Source organism: Marinobacter sp. EhC06 (assembly GCF_001650915.1).
GTDB lineage: Bacteria > Pseudomonadota > Gammaproteobacteria > Pseudomonadales > Oleiphilaceae > Marinobacter.
On record NZ_LXYO01000012.1, the window covers coordinates 429,582 to 447,310 of the forward strand.

Annotated in this window: 18 protein-coding genes; 8 read left to right on the forward strand and 10 right to left on the reverse strand. The window is 58.5% G+C overall.

Translation table 11 applies throughout. The features are described from left to right. Positions 1–44: 44 nt before the first annotated feature. From A8B84_RS08405 to A8B84_RS08425, 5 genes are all read left to right on the forward strand, one after another. Complete coding sequence (locus tag A8B84_RS08405; RefSeq protein WP_008176064.1) at positions 45–818, forward strand: ABC transporter ATP-binding protein; 774 nt, start codon at positions 45–47, stop codon at positions 816–818. Continuing rightward, complete coding sequence (locus A8B84_RS08410; protein ID WP_064227171.1) at positions 808–1,743, forward strand: ABC transporter substrate-binding protein; 936 nt, start codon at positions 808–810, stop codon at positions 1,741–1,743. Before A8B84_RS08405 ends, A8B84_RS08410 begins: the two co-directional genes overlap by 11 nt. Further along, a complete protein-coding gene (fhuB, locus tag A8B84_RS08415; RefSeq protein ID WP_064227170.1) occupies positions 1,733–3,763 on the forward strand; it encodes a Fe(3+)-hydroxamate ABC transporter permease FhuB in 2,031 nt (676 codons plus the stop codon). The genes A8B84_RS08410 and fhuB overlap by 11 nt, the downstream gene beginning before the upstream one ends. Continuing rightward, the gene (locus tag A8B84_RS08420; protein ID WP_064227169.1) at positions 3,750–4,571 is read left to right on the forward strand and encodes a (2Fe-2S)-binding protein; all 822 of its coding nucleotides are present in this window, start codon (positions 3,750–3,752) and stop codon (positions 4,569–4,571) included. Before fhuB ends, A8B84_RS08420 begins: the two co-directional genes overlap by 14 nt. A gap of 252 nt (positions 4,572–4,823) precedes the next feature. Next, positions 4,824–5,945, forward strand: a complete 1,122-nt coding sequence (locus A8B84_RS08425; protein WP_064227168.1) for a PQQ-dependent sugar dehydrogenase — start codon at positions 4,824–4,826, stop codon at positions 5,943–5,945. On the opposite strand, the gene A8B84_RS08430 is transcribed toward A8B84_RS08425, so the two are convergent. Next, entirely contained in the window at positions 5,939–6,352 is a 414-nt protein-coding gene (locus A8B84_RS08430; RefSeq protein ID WP_064227167.1) for a GFA family protein, read from the reverse strand. The genes A8B84_RS08425 and A8B84_RS08430 overlap by 7 nt on opposite strands. 121 nt (positions 6,353–6,473) lie before the next feature. Between A8B84_RS08430 and dkgB the strand changes: the two genes are divergently transcribed. After that, complete coding sequence (gene dkgB / locus A8B84_RS08435) at positions 6,474–7,283, forward strand: 2,5-didehydrogluconate reductase DkgB (protein ID WP_064227166.1); 810 nt, start codon at positions 6,474–6,476, stop codon at positions 7,281–7,283. Here dkgB and A8B84_RS08440 read toward each other — a convergent pair. The 4 genes from A8B84_RS08440 to A8B84_RS08455 form a co-directional block, all read right to left on the reverse strand. Then, complete coding sequence (locus tag A8B84_RS08440) at positions 7,252–7,929, reverse strand: DUF6064 family protein (protein WP_064227165.1); 678 nt, start codon at positions 7,927–7,929, stop codon at positions 7,252–7,254. The genes dkgB and A8B84_RS08440 overlap by 32 nt on opposite strands. Next, on the reverse strand, positions 7,926–8,726 hold the full coding sequence (locus tag A8B84_RS08445; protein WP_227512634.1) for an aldo/keto reductase: 801 nt from the start codon (positions 8,724–8,726) through the stop codon (positions 7,926–7,928). Before A8B84_RS08445 ends, A8B84_RS08440 begins: the two co-directional genes overlap by 4 nt. Before the next feature lie 330 nt (positions 8,727–9,056). Beyond that, positions 9,057–9,827: a glutathione S-transferase N-terminal domain-containing protein gene (locus tag A8B84_RS08450; RefSeq protein ID WP_082905120.1), complete on the reverse strand. Its 771-nt coding sequence runs from the start codon at positions 9,825–9,827 to the stop codon at positions 9,057–9,059. 32 nt (positions 9,828–9,859) lie between these two features. Continuing rightward, positions 9,860–10,333, reverse strand: a complete 474-nt coding sequence (locus tag A8B84_RS08455; RefSeq protein ID WP_064227163.1) for a sterol desaturase family protein — start codon at positions 10,331–10,333, stop codon at positions 9,860–9,862. Between the two features lie 386 nt (positions 10,334–10,719). Here A8B84_RS08455 and dacB point away from each other — a divergent pair, with 386 nt between their 5' ends. Continuing rightward, positions 10,720–12,225: a D-alanyl-D-alanine carboxypeptidase/D-alanyl-D-alanine-endopeptidase gene (gene dacB, locus A8B84_RS08460; RefSeq protein ID WP_138103016.1), complete on the forward strand. Its 1,506-nt coding sequence runs from the start codon at positions 10,720–10,722 to the stop codon at positions 12,223–12,225. A gap of 49 nt (positions 12,226–12,274) precedes the next feature. Here dacB and A8B84_RS08465 read toward each other — a convergent pair whose 3' ends face one another. Together A8B84_RS08465 and A8B84_RS08470 are read right to left on the reverse strand one after the other, a co-directional pair. Continuing rightward, complete coding sequence (locus tag A8B84_RS08465; protein WP_082905121.1) at positions 12,275–13,750, reverse strand: DUF4397 domain-containing protein; 1,476 nt, start codon at positions 13,748–13,750, stop codon at positions 12,275–12,277. 95 nt (positions 13,751–13,845) lie between these two features. After that, positions 13,846–14,085, reverse strand: coding sequence for a DUF2798 domain-containing protein (locus A8B84_RS08470; RefSeq protein ID WP_064227162.1), 240 nt, complete (start codon positions 14,083–14,085; stop codon positions 13,846–13,848). Between the two features lie 144 nt (positions 14,086–14,229). On the opposite strand from A8B84_RS08470, the gene A8B84_RS08475 reads away from it, so the two are divergent. Then, complete coding sequence (locus A8B84_RS08475) at positions 14,230–15,108, forward strand: DUF6279 family lipoprotein (protein WP_064227161.1); 879 nt, start codon at positions 14,230–14,232, stop codon at positions 15,106–15,108. 71 nt (positions 15,109–15,179) lie between these two features. On the opposite strand, the gene A8B84_RS08480 is transcribed toward A8B84_RS08475, so the two are convergent. From A8B84_RS08480 to A8B84_RS08490, 3 genes are read right to left on the reverse strand one after another with little or no spacing between them, the layout of a single operon-like run. Further along, entirely contained in the window at positions 15,180–15,950 is a 771-nt protein-coding gene (locus tag A8B84_RS08480) for an SDR family oxidoreductase (protein ID WP_064227160.1), read from the reverse strand. Positions 15,951–15,967: 17 nt separating this feature from the next. Beyond that, positions 15,968–16,657 (reverse strand): histidine phosphatase family protein, encoded by a 690-nt coding sequence (locus tag A8B84_RS08485; protein WP_064227159.1) that lies wholly within the window; start codon positions 16,655–16,657, stop codon positions 15,968–15,970. After that, positions 16,657–17,721, reverse strand: coding sequence for a phosphotransferase family protein (locus tag A8B84_RS08490; protein WP_064227158.1), 1,065 nt, complete (start codon positions 17,719–17,721; stop codon positions 16,657–16,659). The genes A8B84_RS08485 and A8B84_RS08490 overlap by 1 nt, the downstream gene beginning before the upstream one ends. Positions 17,722–17,729: the final 8 nt, after the last annotated feature.

Sequence of the window (17,729 nt, forward strand, 5' to 3'; positions counted from 1 at the left end):
GCATTTAAATTATCCTGCAGGCCCTCAGTATTCCGGGAGCCTGCATGCCTGTTTTTTTTGACGTTTCCAGTCTCAATGTTCGCATTGGCGACACCGCCATTCTTCAAAACCTGAACCTCGGATTCGTTGAGGGTGAGGTAACCGCCCTGCTCGGGCATAACGGCTCCGGCAAATCCACCCTGCTCAAGGTGCTTGCCCGGCAGCTTGCACCGTCTTCTGGCGAAGTACAGCTTTTGGGGAAATCCTTCCGGAGCACAGGCGCCCGGGAGTTTGCCCGCAGCGTGGGCTATTTGCCCCAGCATCCACCGGGAACCGACGGTTTGACGGTCCGCGAGCTGGTTGCCCTGGGTCGCTACCCCTGGCGCGGCCCACTGGGCCGCTATAACGAGGAAGACCACCGGCTGATTACCCAGGCCATTGAAGACACAGGGCTTGGTCAGTTCCAGCATCGCTCTGTCGACACCCTCTCAGGTGGTGAGCGCCAGCGTGCCTGGATTGCCATGCTGCTGGCCCAGCAGACCCAGTGCCTGCTTTTGGATGAACCCATTTCCGCCCTGGATGTAAAACACCAGGTTGAAACCCTGCGCCTGGTCCATCGTCTCGCCGAACAGCGGGATCTTACGGTTGTCGTGGTTCTGCACGATGTGGATCTTGCAGCGCGGTTCTGCGACCGCCTGGTCGCCCTTAAATCCGGTCAGCTTGTCGCCGATGGCAGCCCCCGGGACATCATGGACTCCGGCATCCTGGAATCCATTTATGGCGTGCCCATGGGCGTAATGGAGCGCGCGCCCGGGCAGTGGGTGTCCTATGTTCACTAGGTCTGAACGCTGTTGGCGATACGGCGCGGCTCTGCTGTTGAGCCTCGTGCCGGTCTTTTCCAGTGCCGCTAGCTGGCAGCACGAACAGGGAACCCTGACCCTCGATAAAACGCCGGAACGGGTGATTGCTCTCAACTGGGCCGCCACCGAGGCGCTGCTGTTACTGGGTGTCACTCCCATCGGCGTTGCCGATCGCGATGGCTATAACGTGTGGGTCAAGGAACCGGAACTTCCCGAAGGTGTGGCCAACATCGGCACCCGGGTGGCACCGAGCCTGGAAGCCATTGCCGAGCTCAAACCGGATCTGATCGTCACCAGCTCCGAGATGGCTCCTGCGGCTAACCTGCTGGAGCGCATTGCGCCTACCTACGTTGTCAGCGTTTACAAGCAAGGCTCCCGACCGTTCGAAAAGGCCAGCGGCATGCTTACAACGCTCGGTGAGATACTGAACCGGGAGGAGCAGGCAGAGGCTGTTCTCAACGACATCGACCAGACCCTGCAGGCTCAGCGCCGTCGTCTGGAGAATGCCGGCCTCACGGACCGACCGGTGGCGCTGGTGAACTTTCTGGACGACCGACACGTTCGCGTATACGCACCCAACGGCCTTTTCCAGAGCGCCCTGAACGCCCTTGGCCTTGAGAACGCCTGGCCCCACTCCGGGAATTACTGGGGGTTCTCGGTCGTCGGGCTTGAAGCACTTGCGCCCTATCAGGACAGCCGGATCGTTGTCATTTCTCCGACCCTGCCCGGGTTGTCTGACACCCTGGCCAACAGCCCTTTCTGGACCTATCTGCCGCCGGTTCAGCGCGATCAGGTGTACCAGATTGATCCGGTCTGGCCGTTTGGCGGGGTTTTCCCGGTCAAGCGACTGGCAACGTTACTCGCTGATGGTCTGCTGGCCGGAGGTTCAGACAATGTACGCTGAATCCGCAAACAGCCCGGTCAGCCGCCCATCCCTTCCCGCAAGGGTGCCGGTAGCAGCAGCACTGATCTGGTGTGGCGCGTTTCTCGCGAGCGCGGCGCCCTGGTTTGGCCAGCTCGACGTCGGCGCCCTCATCGCCGCATTCTGGACGTTCGAAGCCAACAATTACGCGTCGGTACTGGCGCACTACAGCTGGGCACCCCGTGTCGCCATTGCTGTCCTCATTGGCTGTGGCCTTGGCCTCGCCGGCGCGGTTACCCAACAGATCCTCGGCAATCCCCTCGCCTCGCCCACAACCCTGGGCGTGGAAGCCGGCGGCCAGTTCGGGGTAACAGTCGCGACCATGTTCTTCCCCGGGTTGCTCGCCTTCAGTCAGGACCTGGTGGCGGTTTCCGGCGGGCTACTGGCAATCGGCTTGGTTATCGCGCTCACCTGGCGCCTGGGCTTTTCTCCGGTCACCGTGATACTGGCCGGGCTTGTGGTCACCTTTTTCCTGGGCGCCGTGAACATGGCGTTCCTGTTACTCAAGGGTGAATGGCTGGGAAACCTGTTTATCTGGGGCGCGGGCTCCCTGGTCCAGAATAATTGGCAGCCGTTAATGGAACTCTGGCCCCGAGTACTGGCGCTGGGCGTGTTAATGATCCTGTTGATGCGCCCGCTGCAAGTCATGCAACTGGGGCAGACCTCTGCCCGATCCCTCGGCGCCAAGGTCGGTCTGATTCGGGTGCTGGCGCTGTTTCTGGTGGTTCTGATGAGTGCCACGGTGGTCAGCCGGGTTGGTGTCGTGGCCTTTATCGGTCTTGCGGCACCGGTGCTGGCAAGGCTGCTGGGCGCCCGTACCCTGTCCGAGCGCCTGATCTGGAGCAGTCTCCTGGGCGCGGGTCTGCTGTTACTGGCGGATACCCTCGCCCACTGGGCAACCACCTGGGGCGACGGATCACTGGTGCCCACCGGCACAACCACCGCCCTGATCGGCGGACCGATTATTCTGCTGGCCCTGCAGGGTTTGAAGAACACCCATCATATGCCCGGGCAAGACGACAGCCCCGCCGGTTTCCTGCCCAAAAGGCGTTCCACCCCTGTGATTGGCGGAGCCATAGCCGCCCTCCTTTTGAGCACCATTGGTATCTCCATGGGGTGGTCCCCGGGGCTGGACGAGTGGAGCTGGACTCCGATCGCCCAGTGGCACGAGGCGTGGGTCTGGCGCGGCCCCAGATTACTGGCAGCTATTCTTGCGGGTGTGGCCCTGGGCCTCGCAGGAACACTAATCCAGCGAATGACAGGCAACCCCATGGCCAGCCCGGAAATGCTCGGCATCAGCGGCGGCGCGGCGGTGGTTATGGTTTTGATCGTTCTGTTCGGTGCCGATATTGGCCGGGCAGGACAGCTGGGAGCGGCCACCCTGGGCGCCGCAGCTGCCCTCGGTTTGTTGATCATGCTGGCCCGCAAGCACCGGTTTGCCGGCAACCAGCTCCTGCTTGGCGGGCTCGCCTTATACGTGTTCATGGACGCGGGCCTTCGACTGGTCATGGCTTCCGGTGGCACGGTCGCCTCGCAGCTTCTCAACTGGATGTACGGTTCCACCTGGCTGGTCTCGGAAGCCGAGGCCCTGGGGCTTTTGGCGCTGATCGTGCTGATTTCAGCTGCCCTTCTGGCGATTATCCGACCCCTGAGCATTCTTCCCCTGGGTGAAACATCGGCCAGTTCACTGGGCTTGCCGGTAACGAAAGTCCGTCTGCTGTTGCTTCTTTTGGCGGCGCTGCTGACCGCTGCGGCGACGGTGGTGATCGGCCCGCTGAGTTTTGTGGGTCTTATCGCACCCCACCTGGCCCGTGTTCTGGGCCAGCAGACCGTAGGGCGACAGCTCGTTGTGGCTGCCCTTGCCGGAGGCTTGTTGCTGGGCGTTGCCGACTACCTCTCCAGAATCGTTGTTTACCCCAACCAGCTTCCGGCGGGGCTTCTGGCCGCCCTGGTCGGTGGCCTGTATTTCCTCTGGGGGCTGAGTCGCCATGGCAGAGCCTGACCCTAAGCCCGGGCTCGGCCAGTGGGCCCGGGAATACAGCCATCTTCTGAGCCAGTCAGGGCTGGATCGGGAATCGGTTGTGAACGAGGCGCTGCAACCCGCTGTCGGTGCGCGAAGCGGCCTCTTTTCTCTGGCCCAATGCCTGGAGCAACCGTCGCTACTACTCAGCCAGGTTGGCATCGAATACCCTGACAACGCCGGGCCCCGGGCCGTGCGCGCGTATATTTCTGTGCTTCAGCAGGATCTGGCGCTGAGCGTTATTGCGCCGCTGACCCTGAGGCTGTTCCGCGACGGCCACGCGCCTTTACCGGATGCCAAACGAATCTTCCTGGCTCCGGCAGACCACCCGAAACAAACCGTATCCCGTTGGTATCAGCTGCCGGGTGGCGAGGGTGTTGATGAAGAAACGTTTGTCAGATCAGCAGGAGCTCTGACAGCTGAGTGGTACCCTGTCTTCCGGCGCCAGTTGGGAGTCAGCCCGGGCGCCTACTGGAGCAGTACAGGTCTTGGACTGGGGGCGCCGTTTTCAGCCGTGTGGAACCGGGTCGACCCGCAAGCGCTTTGCCAATTGGCGCAAGGCTGGCTGGAGCAATTTCAAAACGATGCAAACCAGTTTATTGGCTGGATTCCTGCGGTGTTCGGTGAGCAAGCCACGGCAATCCCTCAGCGAAAGGGGTGTTGCCTGAAATACCTGCTGCCGGAGGGCGGTTACTGCGGTACCTGTGGCGTACATCGCAAGGAACGACTCGCTGCACTTACGCCCCAAAAGCAGACGACAACGCCAGGCCAATGGCAACCAGGCCGATAAGCACACCGGCACCTGCCGCAAGCTTCAAACCTTCGATCATTTCCTGTTCGAGTGCCATTCCCTTTCCTCCCGTTTGACGAAAACCAAGTTAATTTCACTTTAATGCGAATACTTATTATTTGCAACAGGAGATCAATGATCCGTAATGTGTCCGGAGCCCTATACTCTTGGGGGCGGGACCAAGCCTCGGCGAAGCCCGCTTCAACTGCTACTCTGAATGTTCTAATGGCACCGGTAAGAACGGAGGCTTCAATGGGTAATCTCAAACACCTTGTCCTGACAGGCAGCTTATTGCTGGTTGCCGTTCCCGGCATGGCGAACCAGACCTTTTCCTCCGATAAAGCGGATTTCCGCCTGGAAACCGTAGCGCAGAATCTGGAACACCCCTGGAGCCTGGCATTTATGCCGGACGGCTCCATGCTGGTGACAGAGCGGGAAGGACAGCTGCGAATGATTCGGAACGGCTCGCTGGTAAATGCCCCCATCAGCGGGGTACCCGAGCTCGTGGTATCCGGCCAGGGCGGATTGCTGGACGTTATCCTCCATCCGGACTTTGAGCAGAATCAGGTGCTGTTTCTGAGCTACGCCCACCGAAATCGGGACGGTATGACCACCCGGGTGGCGCGCGCCCGCCTGGGCGATGATCGCCTTACTGACGTTGAGGTCATCTTTGAAGCGCTACCCCGCTCCAACACAAGTCGGCACTTCGCGGGCCGCATGGAATTTGACCGGGACGGCAATCTCTACGTCTCGGTCGGCGATCGTGGCGACATGGATCGCGCCCAGGACGACGCTGACGATGCCGGAGGTGTTCACCGAATCACAACCGACGGCGCCCCGGCGCCGGGCAACCCGTTCCTGGACACCAGCGGCGTCAACGATACCTTTTATACAACCGGCAACCGCAATATCCAGGGCATGACCATCCACCCGGAAACGGGCGAGATCTGGAGCCACGAACACGGCCCCCGGGGTGGCGACGAAATCAACATCATCCGGGCAGGCACCGATTACGGATGGCCGACAATCACCTACGGCATCGACTATTCGGGCCTGCCCATTACTGACAAAACCAAGAAGGAAGGCATGGCCCAGCCACTGCATTACTGGGACCCGTCCATTGCGCCCTCGGGCATGGCGTTCTATACCGGAGATCTGTTTCCGGAATGGCAGGGGGACCTGTTCGTAGGCGCACTCAAAATGCGCAAGCTGGTTCGCCTGCGCATCCAAGACGGTGAGGTGACGGAAGAGGAAGATCTGTTGACCGGTCTCGAGGAGCGAATCCGCGATGTGCGCATGGGCCCCGATGGGGCACTCTGGCTGCTCACGGATTCACCCCGCGGCAAGGTTTACCGGATGGTGCCGGCTCAGTGAGGGTCGTTGGTTCTCTCAGTCTTTTCGAACTGCGGCAGTTCGTCGGTAATCTCGAACCAGTCGGACTTTGAACCAACGAAGACGTGTTGGGCCGGCCCCTTGCCCAGGGGTTCGTTGATGCAACCGACTCTGAGCCGGAGAATCCCGGGAATGGCATCAACACGGCTGTAGAGCTGGCTGCCGCAACGGCTGCAGAAACCCCGGTACTTGCCGGGGCGTGATTCGAACTCGGTAATCCTGTCTTCGCCGGATACGAACCGGAACCGCACCTTCTGCACCGGCGCGCTGGCCGAGAACGCACTTCCGTGGGCACGCCGGCACTGGTTGCAGTGGCAAAGGGCCACCGGGCCGAGCGGGCCGTCGTATTCGAAACTGATATCGCCACACAGGCAACGACCGGTGTACATGGTCCGGGCCTCACTGCTTCTGGTCACTGGTTAAGTCACGCGCGATGATACCCGCGGGCCACTTGAAGAACCAGTCTGCCGGCACCACTTTAGAAACACATGATTCGCTAAGGAGGACATTATGTCATTCAGCGCACTTCCGAAAATCGGCATGGGAACTTTCCGGCTCAAGGGCAATGACGCCCGTGACGCCGTCAAGAGCGCCCTGTCCCTGGGCTACCGCCATATTGATACCGCCCAGATGTACGAGAATGAAGCGGAAGTTGGCGATGGCATTACCTCCAGCGGCATTCCGCGCCGGGAAATTTTCCTGACCACCAAAATCTGGTTTGACCAGCTGCACGCCAGCGACCTGATCAACAGCCTGCACGACAGTCTTGCGCGGCTGAAAACCGACCATGTGGATCTGGCCCTGATTCACTGGCCATCGCCCGGCGATGAAGTGCCCATGAAAGAATATCTTGGTGCCCTCAGGGATGCCCAGCGCGAAGGGCTGGCCGAGCACATCGGCATTTCCAACTTCACCTGCGCCCAGATGGATGAGGCGAAAGAGATCCTGGGCGACACACCCATTTTCACCAACCAGGTAGAGGTGCACCCCTTCCTCGCCAACCGCAAGGTCGTGGAGCATGCGCAGAAGCTCGGCATTACCGTTACTGGCTATATGCCGCTGGCAGTCGGCAAGGTGATGGAGGACGAAACACTGCAACGCATTGCCGGTGAGCGAAACCTGACGCCGGCCCAGGTGGCTATTGCCTGGGTGGCATCGAGAGGCGTTGTGCCCATCCCTTCGTCCACACGCCCGGGACACCAGAAGGCCAACCTGGAGGCGCTGGAGGTTGAGTTGAGCGAGGAGGAAATACGCGCGATTGACGAACTCGACCGTAACGAACGCATCGCTAATCCGGACTTTGCGCCGTCCTGGGACTGAGCCAGGAGCCTGCACCCACCAGAAACAGCGTAGCCACAGGGGCGACCAGCAACCACCAAGCTTGCAGCACCCAGAACATGGCCGCGCTGAACAGACTCCACAACACCAGCAGCGGCAGGTAAAGCCAACGCCAGGGCCCGGTTATCACTGCAACAATCAGGGCACCGGCCGCTGCGGTGGTTCCGGGCGCGATGCCAAACAGCGCGAGCGCCTGCCACTGGCCAGACTCCGCTACGGCCAACCAGGGCAAACCACAAACCACGATCAGCCAGAGGGCAACAAATCGGCCAGATGGTAGCGCGGCCTCACGAACGCCACCGGAAAACATCGCGGCGGCAAGCAGAACCCCTTGCGCCACAAAGGCCCAGCCAAACCAAACCGCCGGCCAGTTAATGGGGCCGAAATAGCCCACCAGAAAGCCATAGCCACTGACTGCCCAGGCAACCGCTATCAGCCCGACAGCCAGACGCCGTGCGTTCCGCCCCTGCCTGAGAAGCAGAACAGGAATGCCAATGGCAGCAACCACCGCCAGCACCTGCCAGGGCCATAGATCCTGGTTGATCCGAACAAACAGCCGCAGAAACACCTGCGGCCCGAACATCACAAAATCCTGCAGCGAGTAGCTCAGCCAATCCGCACCACTCACAGAGACCTCACGTAATCCGCCATCCGCTGGCGCTGGCCGGCATTCGGAAGCGCGCCATAGAGTGCGCCCATGTTCTCCTTCATATGCTCGACCTTGCTCGTGGCCGGGATGGCACAGGTCACGGCCGGATGGGAAATGATGTACTTGAGAAAGAACTCTGCCCAGTTGCTGACGCCGACCTCCCCGGCCCAATTCGGCAGCGGCTCGGACTGGAACCGGCGAAACAGCGAACCACCCTGGAACGGCCGGTTAACAATCACCCCGATGCCTCGCTCCTGGGCCAGTGGCAGCAACCGATCCTCAACCTCGTGATCCAGAACGTTATAGGTCAGTTGCACGAAATCCAGCGATTCCCGCTCCATGATCTGTGCAAACTCCCGGTGCCGTCGACCGTGGGACGTGGTGATGCCGATATACCGAACCTCACCGTTGGCCTTCATCTGCTTGAGGGTTTCAAGATGCCCTTGCCAACCCAGCAAATTGTGCACCTGTAACAGATCGAACCGTTCAACACCCCAGCGCCTGCTCGAACGCGCAGCCTCCGCCCGGGTTTCTGATTCATCGCCGGTCCAGATCTTGGTTGCTGCAAAAATCCGGTCGTGGGCGTCCAGAGAGTCCAGCGCTTCACCCATGACATCCGCTGCGCTGCCATACATCGGCGAGCCGTCCACAACGGTTCCGCCCAAATCGAAAAAGGTCTTCAAAACCCTGGTACGCTGCTGAACCAGCTGCGTGTCGCCACCCACGTTGAACGTAATCCAGGTGCCCATACCGATCGCAGGGATGGATTCGTCCATACCGGGAATCCTGCGCATGATAGGAGATGAAGCAGCGTTTCCCGACGTGTTTGCAAAAAGCATCGGGGATTTGAGAGCAATTCCAGCCAGGCCGGAACTGATAAGAAACTTCCTTCGCGTGATCCGATTCGCCATATCGGCTCCCCCACTGACATAAATTTCAGTGCGAATAGCACAATGCCCGAACAGCGCGGGTGGGTCATCCCTTCTCCAGCCCGTGGAGGGCCATGGATGGCCCGACCGAGCCTACATGGAAGTATTTACGGCGTGTCTGGAGAAGGGATGACCCACCCGGGCGGCAGCTACATGGCTGACAGTCTTACCAACAAATCAGTTCCCGTAGTGAGCATCGAGATATTTCAGAATGCGGGCAGACTCGAACAAGCCCTCCCCGGTATTGGGGTCTTCAAGATAAGGCACCTGAACCCGCTTGTGCACCTGGAAAAACGCATCCCGCTTGCCACCGGGAATCGGGGTATAGGGCCCTGGTTTAATGCGCTGCTTCGCCGGCCCGATTTCAGTCCAGTGCTCCTTGCCCAGATTATGCAGGGTATACGGAATTTCCAGTTCACAAAGCCGCTCACGCACCAGCCGTGAAAACGGGCTGCCCTCGAAACTCCAGAGGTGCAAAGGCTGCTCCGGACGCTTGCCCTGGCTGACCCTCAGCCCCCGCATGGCACTGGTCACAGAAGCTACCGAACCCAGGACCGGCTGCCAGACCCGACCGCGATAGTAGGAAGGCACCGACCGGCCGGCATATTGCCGGAACAGATACTCGATGATTTCCTCGGATTCGTACATGACTGTGCCCGTGTTCTGATCCGCCAGCAGCGGGAACTGTTGCCTGCCTCCCAGAGCCTCTGCCTGGGCCCGGAAAACCGAACCACCCGTCGGGCAGGGCCGGATGTCCACATCCAGATTCAGGGCAGTCAGGGCTTCACGAACACGACGGCAATAAGGACAGCCTTCCATGTCATAGAGCACGATCGGCTTTTCCGGCTGGGGAACATTTTTTACCACCAGGCAACCACGCCAGGCAGTGAGCGACGATGTGGCGACCGAGCCCAGCACGTGGACGTTATGAGACAGCATATTCGACATAAACAAACCTTTTTTTGGAGACCACGCCATTATCACGCAATCTGACGATTTTCCATTGGCTCCCGGGTGCCCATGATGTGGTCAAACCAGGGCTTCGTCACGCACCAGTTGGCGTTGGGGTTTGGTCCCATGTGGTGATCATAGTGCCAGGGTAGGTTCTCCCTCGCCCAATCCGGATCCAGATGTGAGCGCTTATGGACCCGGTAGTAATTCCAGGCACTGTAGTAGAGGGTGCCTACGAAGAATGGTGCCACAGGCAGCAGTGGAGTGACTGCTGCAGCCCCCGCAACCAGTGCAGCCACCTCTTTGGTTTGAGCGTTCCAGGTCAGGGGCGGATTGCGATAATCGTCATCGAGGAAGCCATTTCGACGCACATTGCGATGATGATCATGCCAGTGAAACGACCAGAAACTTGCCCGGTTCCGGCCCAGTTCATGAAGAACGTGTTTATGGAATACCCATTCCACGGCATTCGCAGTCAAAAGACCCAATGGAATACCGATCATGTTGCCCTCCTTTCGTTGTTTTCGGAACACTTGGTTACACACTATCTAGGAAACGCCCTTTTCGGTCCCAATTCCATGACCCAGATGCCGGAAAAAGCAGCCGAAAATCTGATAACAGGGTCATTGACAACCAGAAGGTTAATTTTTGTCCACCTAACTCCATGATTCGCAAGGGCACTTACATCGCGTCACAAAAATTCAATACAAACAACGACACTACTGCCATTTTTTAACGTCATGTAGAGCTTTTCTGCATAGTACAAACGGCCAGGATGGGCTATTGTTGAAGTATAAGAACTCACTGGACGGTGATGATGGTTATCAAGGGTATGCGACGCTCAGGCTCATCAAGAGCAGAAAAACTGTGTCCTGGATTCAGGCGGGCTATGCTGGCATCCCTCGTGGCCTTCACTGTGATGGCGGCTCCTTCCGTCGCAGTCGCCGAGAACGATGACTCCGGCTTCTCCGGCAATCGCCTCTGGACCAATCAGCTGAAGGATTACGCGCTTCAGTCCCTGCAGAATGAAGATGCCATGAGCATGGCGGCCATTCCCCTGAACGGCCCCGGCATCAATCAGTACATCAATGCCGATGCCCTGATGAGTCCTGGCTCCATCATGAAACTGGTGACAACCTTTGCGGCACTGGAGTTACTCGGCCCCAATCACCACTGGGATACCGATTTCCTGACCGACGGCGTTATGGCCGGCGACACCCTCAAAGGTAATCTCTACGTCCGCTTTGGCGGCGACCCGAAGCTCACCATCGAACGGCTCTGGACAACGCTGAGCGAGCTGCGCAGCATGGGGATTACCAGAATTGAGGGCGACCTGATTCTTGATGGCACCTACTTCCAGGTGGACGGTGGTTTTCCTGCGTTTGAGGACAACGGCGACAACCCCCACGCGCCATTCCTGGTAGAACCTTCCGCCTACCTGACCAACCTCAACCTGATGCACTTCCAGATCCGCGCCGACGAGCGTGGCACACAGGCCTGGAGTACGCCCTCCCTGGGTGAAGTCGTCATCGACAACCGCGTGGTTGCCACCGCTGAGGGCCCCTGCCCGTCGCGACGAAACTTCGAATGGGAACCCATTATTCATGAAGACCAACGGGTGACTGTTCGGGTAACCGGTGAACTGCCCCAGGGCTGCCGAACCACCACCTACCTGTCGTTGCTGCCCCATGAGCAGTACAGCGCCTCGTTGATCCGTTCCTTGCTGGCAGACCTCGGGGTCGTGGTCTCGGGCGGCGATCTCAACGGAGTCACGCCGGAAGATGCACGGCTGGTGATGAAAACCACCTCGCCGGATCTGGTCACCATGGTGAGGGACATCAACAAGTGGAGCAGCAACGTCATGGCTCGCCAGCTGTTGCTTACCATTGGTGCGGAGAACCGTCTGGAAGATGAGAACGATGACCGGGTTGCCGGCATTCGTGTGATCTATGACTGGCTTGAAGACAAGGGTATCAACACCGCCGGTATGGTGATCGACAACGGCGCCGGCCTCACCCGGCATGGCCGCATTACCGCCCGCCAGGGCGCGCAGATCTTGCAACACGCGTGGAACAGCCCGTATTCGGCGGACCTGATGGCCTCCATGCCCATCATCGCTATGGATGGAACCATGGCACGCCGCCTGCGCAATACCGGCATGGATGGTGAGGGCCGCATCAAAACCGGTTATCTGGAAAACGTGAGATCGATCGCCGGATTCACCCGCGATTCGAATAACACCACCTGGGCGGTGGTGGGGATGGTCAATAACGATCCTGCCTGGAACGGCCAGGCCGTGCTGGACCGGATTCTGTATTCGCTGCATTTCCGGCCGCCGACCGGGACTGCCATTTCCCATGCCGACTCCGGCACTTCTGAAACCAGTATTCAATAAAAAGCCCCGGCCGTGGCCGGGGCTCAACTCAAAGCTTTAACAACACGTTTTACTGGGGCTGACCTACGAAGTCATCGAACAAGATAAGCCCCAACGCTTGCAACGCTGGATCTGCATTATCAGGATCCGCATCCCGCGCAACCACTGTGTAGACTCCACCTGCATTCAGCTCAACACCTTCGGCGGTGATCGCCGGTGTACCAGTGCCTGCCAGCGCAATGTAAACGTTATATGTGCCATCCGCTATCGGCAGGTAATCTGTTACGGCTTTGAAGGGCACGTCTGACAGAGCCGGATCTGCGTTACCGATACCGTCCTGAGTGCCCGGTACCAGATAGATGTCGACATTGCCGGCGGCAGTGGACGCGTGAACAATTCTCAAAGAGGCTTGGGTCGCGATGCTGCGAACAGTATCCTCTGCGACGAGCGCTTCGATGTTATCCAACTGCCCAACCGCAAGAACGCTATAGCCTTGACCGTTGACGAGTGGCAGTGTCTCGTCAATGACAACCTGCCCACCACTGAGACCGGTTCCAGCAGCAGCAACCCGAACTCGGGTATCCCCGGCCGGCAAAGCAGCATAGCCATCAAGGAAGGCGAACGGAGAAACACTGCCGAACGGGATGTCAGACAATGCCGCCGAACCTGTTTCGCCAACAAAAACGTCAACGTTAGGTGCGTTGGAAGAGGCATGCACAACGCGCACGCCGGCGTCCTGGCCTGCGTCGAAAATTTCGGCAACATTACTGCCATTAAGTACGACTAAGCTGATCGGGCTTGCATCGCCATTCGCACCAGTATTGTCGACGGCGCCGACCAGAAGATCAGAACCTGCCGGCAAGCCAATCTGCCCGCTGTCATAAACAACGGTGTCTGAACCTGCAGGAGTGACCCGAATCTGATAGTCGTCTGAGGCCGGAAGCTCCAGTGGGCCTACACTTTCTTTGAAGGAGAAGCTGAAGGTAGCTTCGGCAGGAAGCGGATCGCCGGAAGCTGTCACATATACATCCACTGGACCAGCGGCAGCGGTCTGGGCCTCGGGCGAAAGATGAACAACCCTCAAACGCGCGCTGTTGGCATCATCACGGGCGCCATCATCGGTCAGAATCAGAGGCTCGATGGTCTCGTCGCCAACTTTACCAACTGCAATCACGTCGTAGCTGGTATCGGAACGAAGCGAAACCCCATCGGCAGAAATCACTGTCACAGTCTCACCGCCCGGGAGCAATCCGTCGACAGCAATATCAGCAACTCCAGCACTCGGCGTCAAAACAGCGGCCTGCTTATAATCAGCACCGGGGACAACAACATCACCGTTCACCCGTACATTTACCGCGGGTGCATCCGAAGATGCATGCAGGACTCGGACACTGGTGGTTGCTGGATCATCATCGTCATCAAGCCAACACCCGGACAGCATGACACTGCCCGCTAAAACCATCGGTAAAGCGTATTTTGTATTCATTGTTTCAACTCCCCACTTGTAGAGGTTGTTTACCAGGATTTGAGTGGTTCGAACCTGCATAAATTCAGTCCATGAATCATGCGTCAATGCATTTACGGGGAGTCAGAACGAACGGATTTGCATCTTTTAACATTTAAGCTTACATGTGTACGCAATCAGTCAAGTCTGCGCATGGTGAACTCAGTCATCTTCCCGGCAAGCGGAGCGATGAAGGTCACCAGAGGGAAGGCAACGGCCCAGGCGACCAGGAAAGCCGGTCCCCATCTGTAATGGAACTCACTGTCGATGCCCGTATTGATGAAAGTGATCACCCCGGACATCAGCAGGGACATGATTCCGGACATGTAAAAGCCGAAAATCAGCTGGCGTAGACGTGAAAGTCTCATTTTGCTCATGACTTCTCCTGAACAATGCTCCAGCGTTCCTCGGAGCAGCATCTGAAAGGCGTGATATGTCGTACACTGTTAATCAATAAACGCTGAATGATAGTGAGCTTGCAACCCTTTTTCGATACGCCTTTTTACCAAGACAGGTGAGCCATGGATACCGGTCACGAGAGCGCAACCAGTTTTGCCAAACCCTTTGTTCTCATTCTGGTACTGGCGTTTGGTCTGGTTGGCTGCAGTTCGACCAAGGTGGCTTATCGATATGCGGACTGGGGCATTGTGTGGTGGGTTGAGGACTACGTGTCACTTACCGCCGACCAGAAGCAGCAACTCAACAACGATATTGCACAACTCCGGCAATGGCATTGCAGTGCCGAGCTGCCCCGTTATCAGGCCTGGCTGGATGAACTCGAGTCTGACGTATCCAACAAGCCACCCGATCAGGCCACTATAGAGTACCATCAGCAGCAACTTTTCAGTTTCTTCCCGAGTCTTCTGGAACGGGCAGCCCCGGTCGCAACAAACCTTCTCTCCAGCCTGAGCGATGAGCAGGTACAGGAGTTGGCGGACAACATGGGGCAAAGCCAGCGGGAAATGGAAGAGGAATTCCTGGCCGATTCCCCGGAAGCGACAGCCGAGGCCCGGGCCGAGAGAACCGCAGAGCGGGTCGAACGTTGGCTGGGAGAACTGAACAGTAATCAACGAGACATCGTGCGGCAATGGTCAGCCAATCGGGGCGCCCAGACTGAAATCTGGCTGCAGGGGCGAAGGAACTGGCAACTGGCACTGCTGGAGATATTGGAGGGAAGAGACGAGCCTACGTTTGAGGCGGAACTGGAATATCTGATTCTCAATTCCGAGGAGGTGAGGGGCGAGGCCTACAAAGCCATGATGGCGGAGAGTCGCGTTGCCATGGCGTCCCTGATGCATGATCTGATCCTGGCAGGTGACAACACAACACTGGCCCATCTGCAGAATCGGGCAGTAGAGCTCAAAAACGATTTTGAAGCATTGACCTGCTCGCCGGCCTGATATTCCCGCCGAATTGAACAAGGGGCCAGATGAAGACTTTCATCTGGCCCCTACCTGCCCTGAGACTACACTTAGACCGTCAGGTAACCACCATCGGCGTTGATGCAAGCGCCCGTGGTATAGCTGGAAGCATCGGAAACCAGGTACAGAACGGTACCCGCCATTTCACTTGGATCCGCTACCCGCTTCATGGGAATGTGAGCCATGGCCTGCTTCTTGATGGCTTCGTTCGTAGTCAGGGCGCTGGCAAACTTGGTATCGGTCAGCCCCGGCAGCAGCGCATTCACGCGGATTTTCTGCTGGCCCAGCTCCATGGCAAAGGATTTGGTCATGGAAATCACGGCGGCCTTGGTGACCGAGTAGATGCCCTGGTAGTGGCCCGGATTTACACCGTTCACGGAGGCCACGTTCACAATGGAACCGCCACCGGCTTTCTTCATCATCTGGGCGCCACGGGCGCACATGAAGAAATAGCCCCGGATATTCACATCCACGGTCTTGTTGAAAGCGCCCAGATCGGTGTCTTCCACCGGCCCGAAATAGGGATTGGCGGCAGCGTTGTTCACCAGAATATCCAGCTTGCCGTGGGTCTGCTCAATGTGCCCCCAGATACTCTCGATCTGGTCCATATCACCAATGTGGCAGGCGTAGGCCTCGGCGCTACCGCCGGCATCCCGGATGCTGCTGGCAACGGCTTCGCATCCATCGATCTTGCGGCTGCTTACGATGACGTGGGCGCCATACTCGGCCAGGGTGCGGGCAATGCTCTCGCCGATGCCGCGGCTGGCACCGGTAATCAGGGCAACCTTGCCAGTAAGATCAAACAGGTTCTTGCTGCTCATTCGTTCACCTCAATTCACTATCGGAATGTCACCAGGGCGGGGTCATCCGCTTCCAGGTGGCTGTAGTTATTAAAAACGGCCAGGCTACGCCGTGGGCCGGAATACAGGACTCGCGAAACACTGGTGTTGGCAATGACCTCGTTGAGGCCGAGTGCCCGAGCGTCATCCAGGCCCAGCAGATGCTGGGCGATCACGGAAATGGGCCCGCCAGAGGTCGCTACCAACACGTCGCCGCCATCGGCGTACTCGATCATCTCCTCGAAGGCCGCCAGGACACGGGCCTTGAAGTCCGGCCAGCTTTCCTCGTACTCATGGTCATACTCACCCGAGGCCCAGCGATGCACAGCGTGTACAAAGGCCTCCTGGAACGCCTTGGCCGGCTTGGGGAACGTCTTGAGATCCCGCGCCATCACCGCGCGGTCACTCCACTCCGGGCGGTACCGGGCCACCACGGTTGTGTGGTCAAACTCGTTGAAGCCGGGAACCACCTGCATATCGGGCAGTTTGGATCCGTACCCGGTGGCGATGGCTTCGACGGTTTCCCGGTGGCGCTCCAGATCGCCCCCGAAAATCGCCGCCGGTTCAACTTTGCCGGCCAGCCAGCGGCCAAGCACCCTGCCCTGCTCCCAGCCGGTGGAAGAGAGTTGGTCATAGTTCTCCTTCCCGAAACTGGCCTGGCCGTGACGAACCAGATAAATCGTCGCCATTACAGGGAGCTCTCCGCAATCAGTCGCTGGCAGCGCTTCTCAAGGTAATTGGCGGCGTGCCCAAAGGCAGCGAAACGCTTGTCTTTGGTCTGGCCATGATAGAATCGGTAATAGATCTGCTGGATGATAACTGCCAGCCGGAACAGGCCGTAGATCTCATAGAAATCGAAGTTGTCGACCATAAAGCCGGACTGCTCCATGTAATACTCCACCACCTGCTTGCGGGTGAGCATGCCAGGGCGATGGGTCGGTTGCCGACGCAGCATCTGGAACGGGCCTTCGTCGTCCGCCTCAATCCAGTAAGCCAGGCTGTTACCCAGATCCATCAGCGGATCGCCGATGGTTGCCATCTCCCAGTCCAGCACGCCGATTACCTCGAACGGGTTGCCCGGATTCAGCACCACGTTGTCGAAGCGGAAATCGTTGTGGATCACGACCTGGGCAATGTCCTCGGGCATCTTGTCGTTGAGCCAGCTCATGACCTGCTCGAAGTCGCCCACATCATCGGTGCGTGCCTTGCGGAAACGGTCACTCCAGCCGCCAATCTGGCGCTGAACGTAACCTTCGCCCTTGCCCAACTTGTCCAGGCCTGCTGCTTTGGCATCGACACGGTGAAGATCCACCAGCTTGTCGATCACGTTCAGGCAAAGCTTGCGGGTATCGGCTTCACTGAGTTCGAAATCCTTGGGAAAGTCCTGGCGCAGAATGATGCCCTTTAACCGTTCCATCACATAGAAATCGCAACCCAGCACGTCGTGATCATCACAAATGGCAATGATGTTGGGCACGTAGGGATAAACCGGTTTTAGCGCCCGCATGACCTTCGCCTCACGCAGCATGTCGTGGGCGGACTTGGCGATCTTGCCGAACGGCGGCCGGCGCAACACGTAGGAACGGTCGCCGTAATCCACCTGATAGGTCAGGTTTGAGGCGCCACCCGGGTATTGACGAATCTCTGGCTCGCCTTGCAGATCCGGGATCGCCGCTTTCATGAACCGGTCTACGGCGCCGATGTCCAGTTCCTCGCCTTCCCGGATGTCCACGGCCTCGTCGATCTGGGTCATTCAGGACT

Excerpts from the sequence above, each read along its gene's own strand:
- A8B84_RS08445 (WP_227512634.1), bottom strand. The coding sequence starts at position 8,726 with ATGGACGAATCCATCCCTGCGATCGGTATGGGCACCTGGATTACGTTC.
- A8B84_RS08450 (WP_082905120.1), bottom strand. The coding sequence starts at position 9,827 with ATGTCGAATATGCTGTCTCATAACGTCCACGTGCTGGGCTCGGTCGCC.
- A8B84_RS08410 (WP_064227171.1), top strand. The coding sequence starts at position 808 with ATGTTCACTAGGTCTGAACGCTGTTGGCGATACGGCGCGGCTCTGCTG.
- A8B84_RS08470 (WP_064227162.1), bottom strand. The coding sequence starts at position 14,085 with ATGAGCAAAATGAGACTTTCACGTCTACGCCAGCTGATTTTCGGCTTT.
- A8B84_RS08490 (WP_064227158.1), bottom strand. The coding sequence starts at position 17,721 with ATGACCCAGATCGACGAGGCCGTGGACATCCGGGAAGGCGAGGAACTG.
- dkgB (WP_064227166.1), top strand. The coding sequence starts at position 6,474 with ATGTCATTCAGCGCACTTCCGAAAATCGGCATGGGAACTTTCCGGCTC.
- fhuB (WP_064227170.1), top strand. The coding sequence starts at position 1,733 with ATGTACGCTGAATCCGCAAACAGCCCGGTCAGCCGCCCATCCCTTCCC.
- dacB (WP_138103016.1), top strand. The coding sequence starts at position 10,720 with ATGCTGGCATCCCTCGTGGCCTTCACTGTGATGGCGGCTCCTTCCGTC.
- A8B84_RS08405 (WP_008176064.1), top strand. The coding sequence starts at position 45 with ATGCCTGTTTTTTTTGACGTTTCCAGTCTCAATGTTCGCATTGGCGAC.
- A8B84_RS08455 (WP_064227163.1), bottom strand. The coding sequence starts at position 10,333 with ATGATCGGTATTCCATTGGGTCTTTTGACTGCGAATGCCGTGGAATGG.
- A8B84_RS08485 (WP_064227159.1), bottom strand. The coding sequence starts at position 16,657 with ATGGCGACGATTTATCTGGTTCGTCACGGCCAGGCCAGTTTCGGGAAG.
- A8B84_RS08475 (WP_064227161.1), top strand. The coding sequence starts at position 14,230 with ATGGATACCGGTCACGAGAGCGCAACCAGTTTTGCCAAACCCTTTGTT.
- A8B84_RS08425 (WP_064227168.1), top strand. The coding sequence starts at position 4,824 with ATGGGTAATCTCAAACACCTTGTCCTGACAGGCAGCTTATTGCTGGTT.
- A8B84_RS08465 (WP_082905121.1), bottom strand. The coding sequence starts at position 13,750 with ATGCAGGTTCGAACCACTCAAATCCTGGTAAACAACCTCTACAAGTGG.
- A8B84_RS08420 (WP_064227169.1), top strand. The coding sequence starts at position 3,750 with ATGGCAGAGCCTGACCCTAAGCCCGGGCTCGGCCAGTGGGCCCGGGAA.
- A8B84_RS08480 (WP_064227160.1), bottom strand. The coding sequence starts at position 15,950 with ATGAGCAGCAAGAACCTGTTTGATCTTACTGGCAAGGTTGCCCTGATT.
- A8B84_RS08430 (WP_064227167.1), bottom strand. The coding sequence starts at position 6,352 with ATGTACACCGGTCGTTGCCTGTGTGGCGATATCAGTTTCGAATACGAC.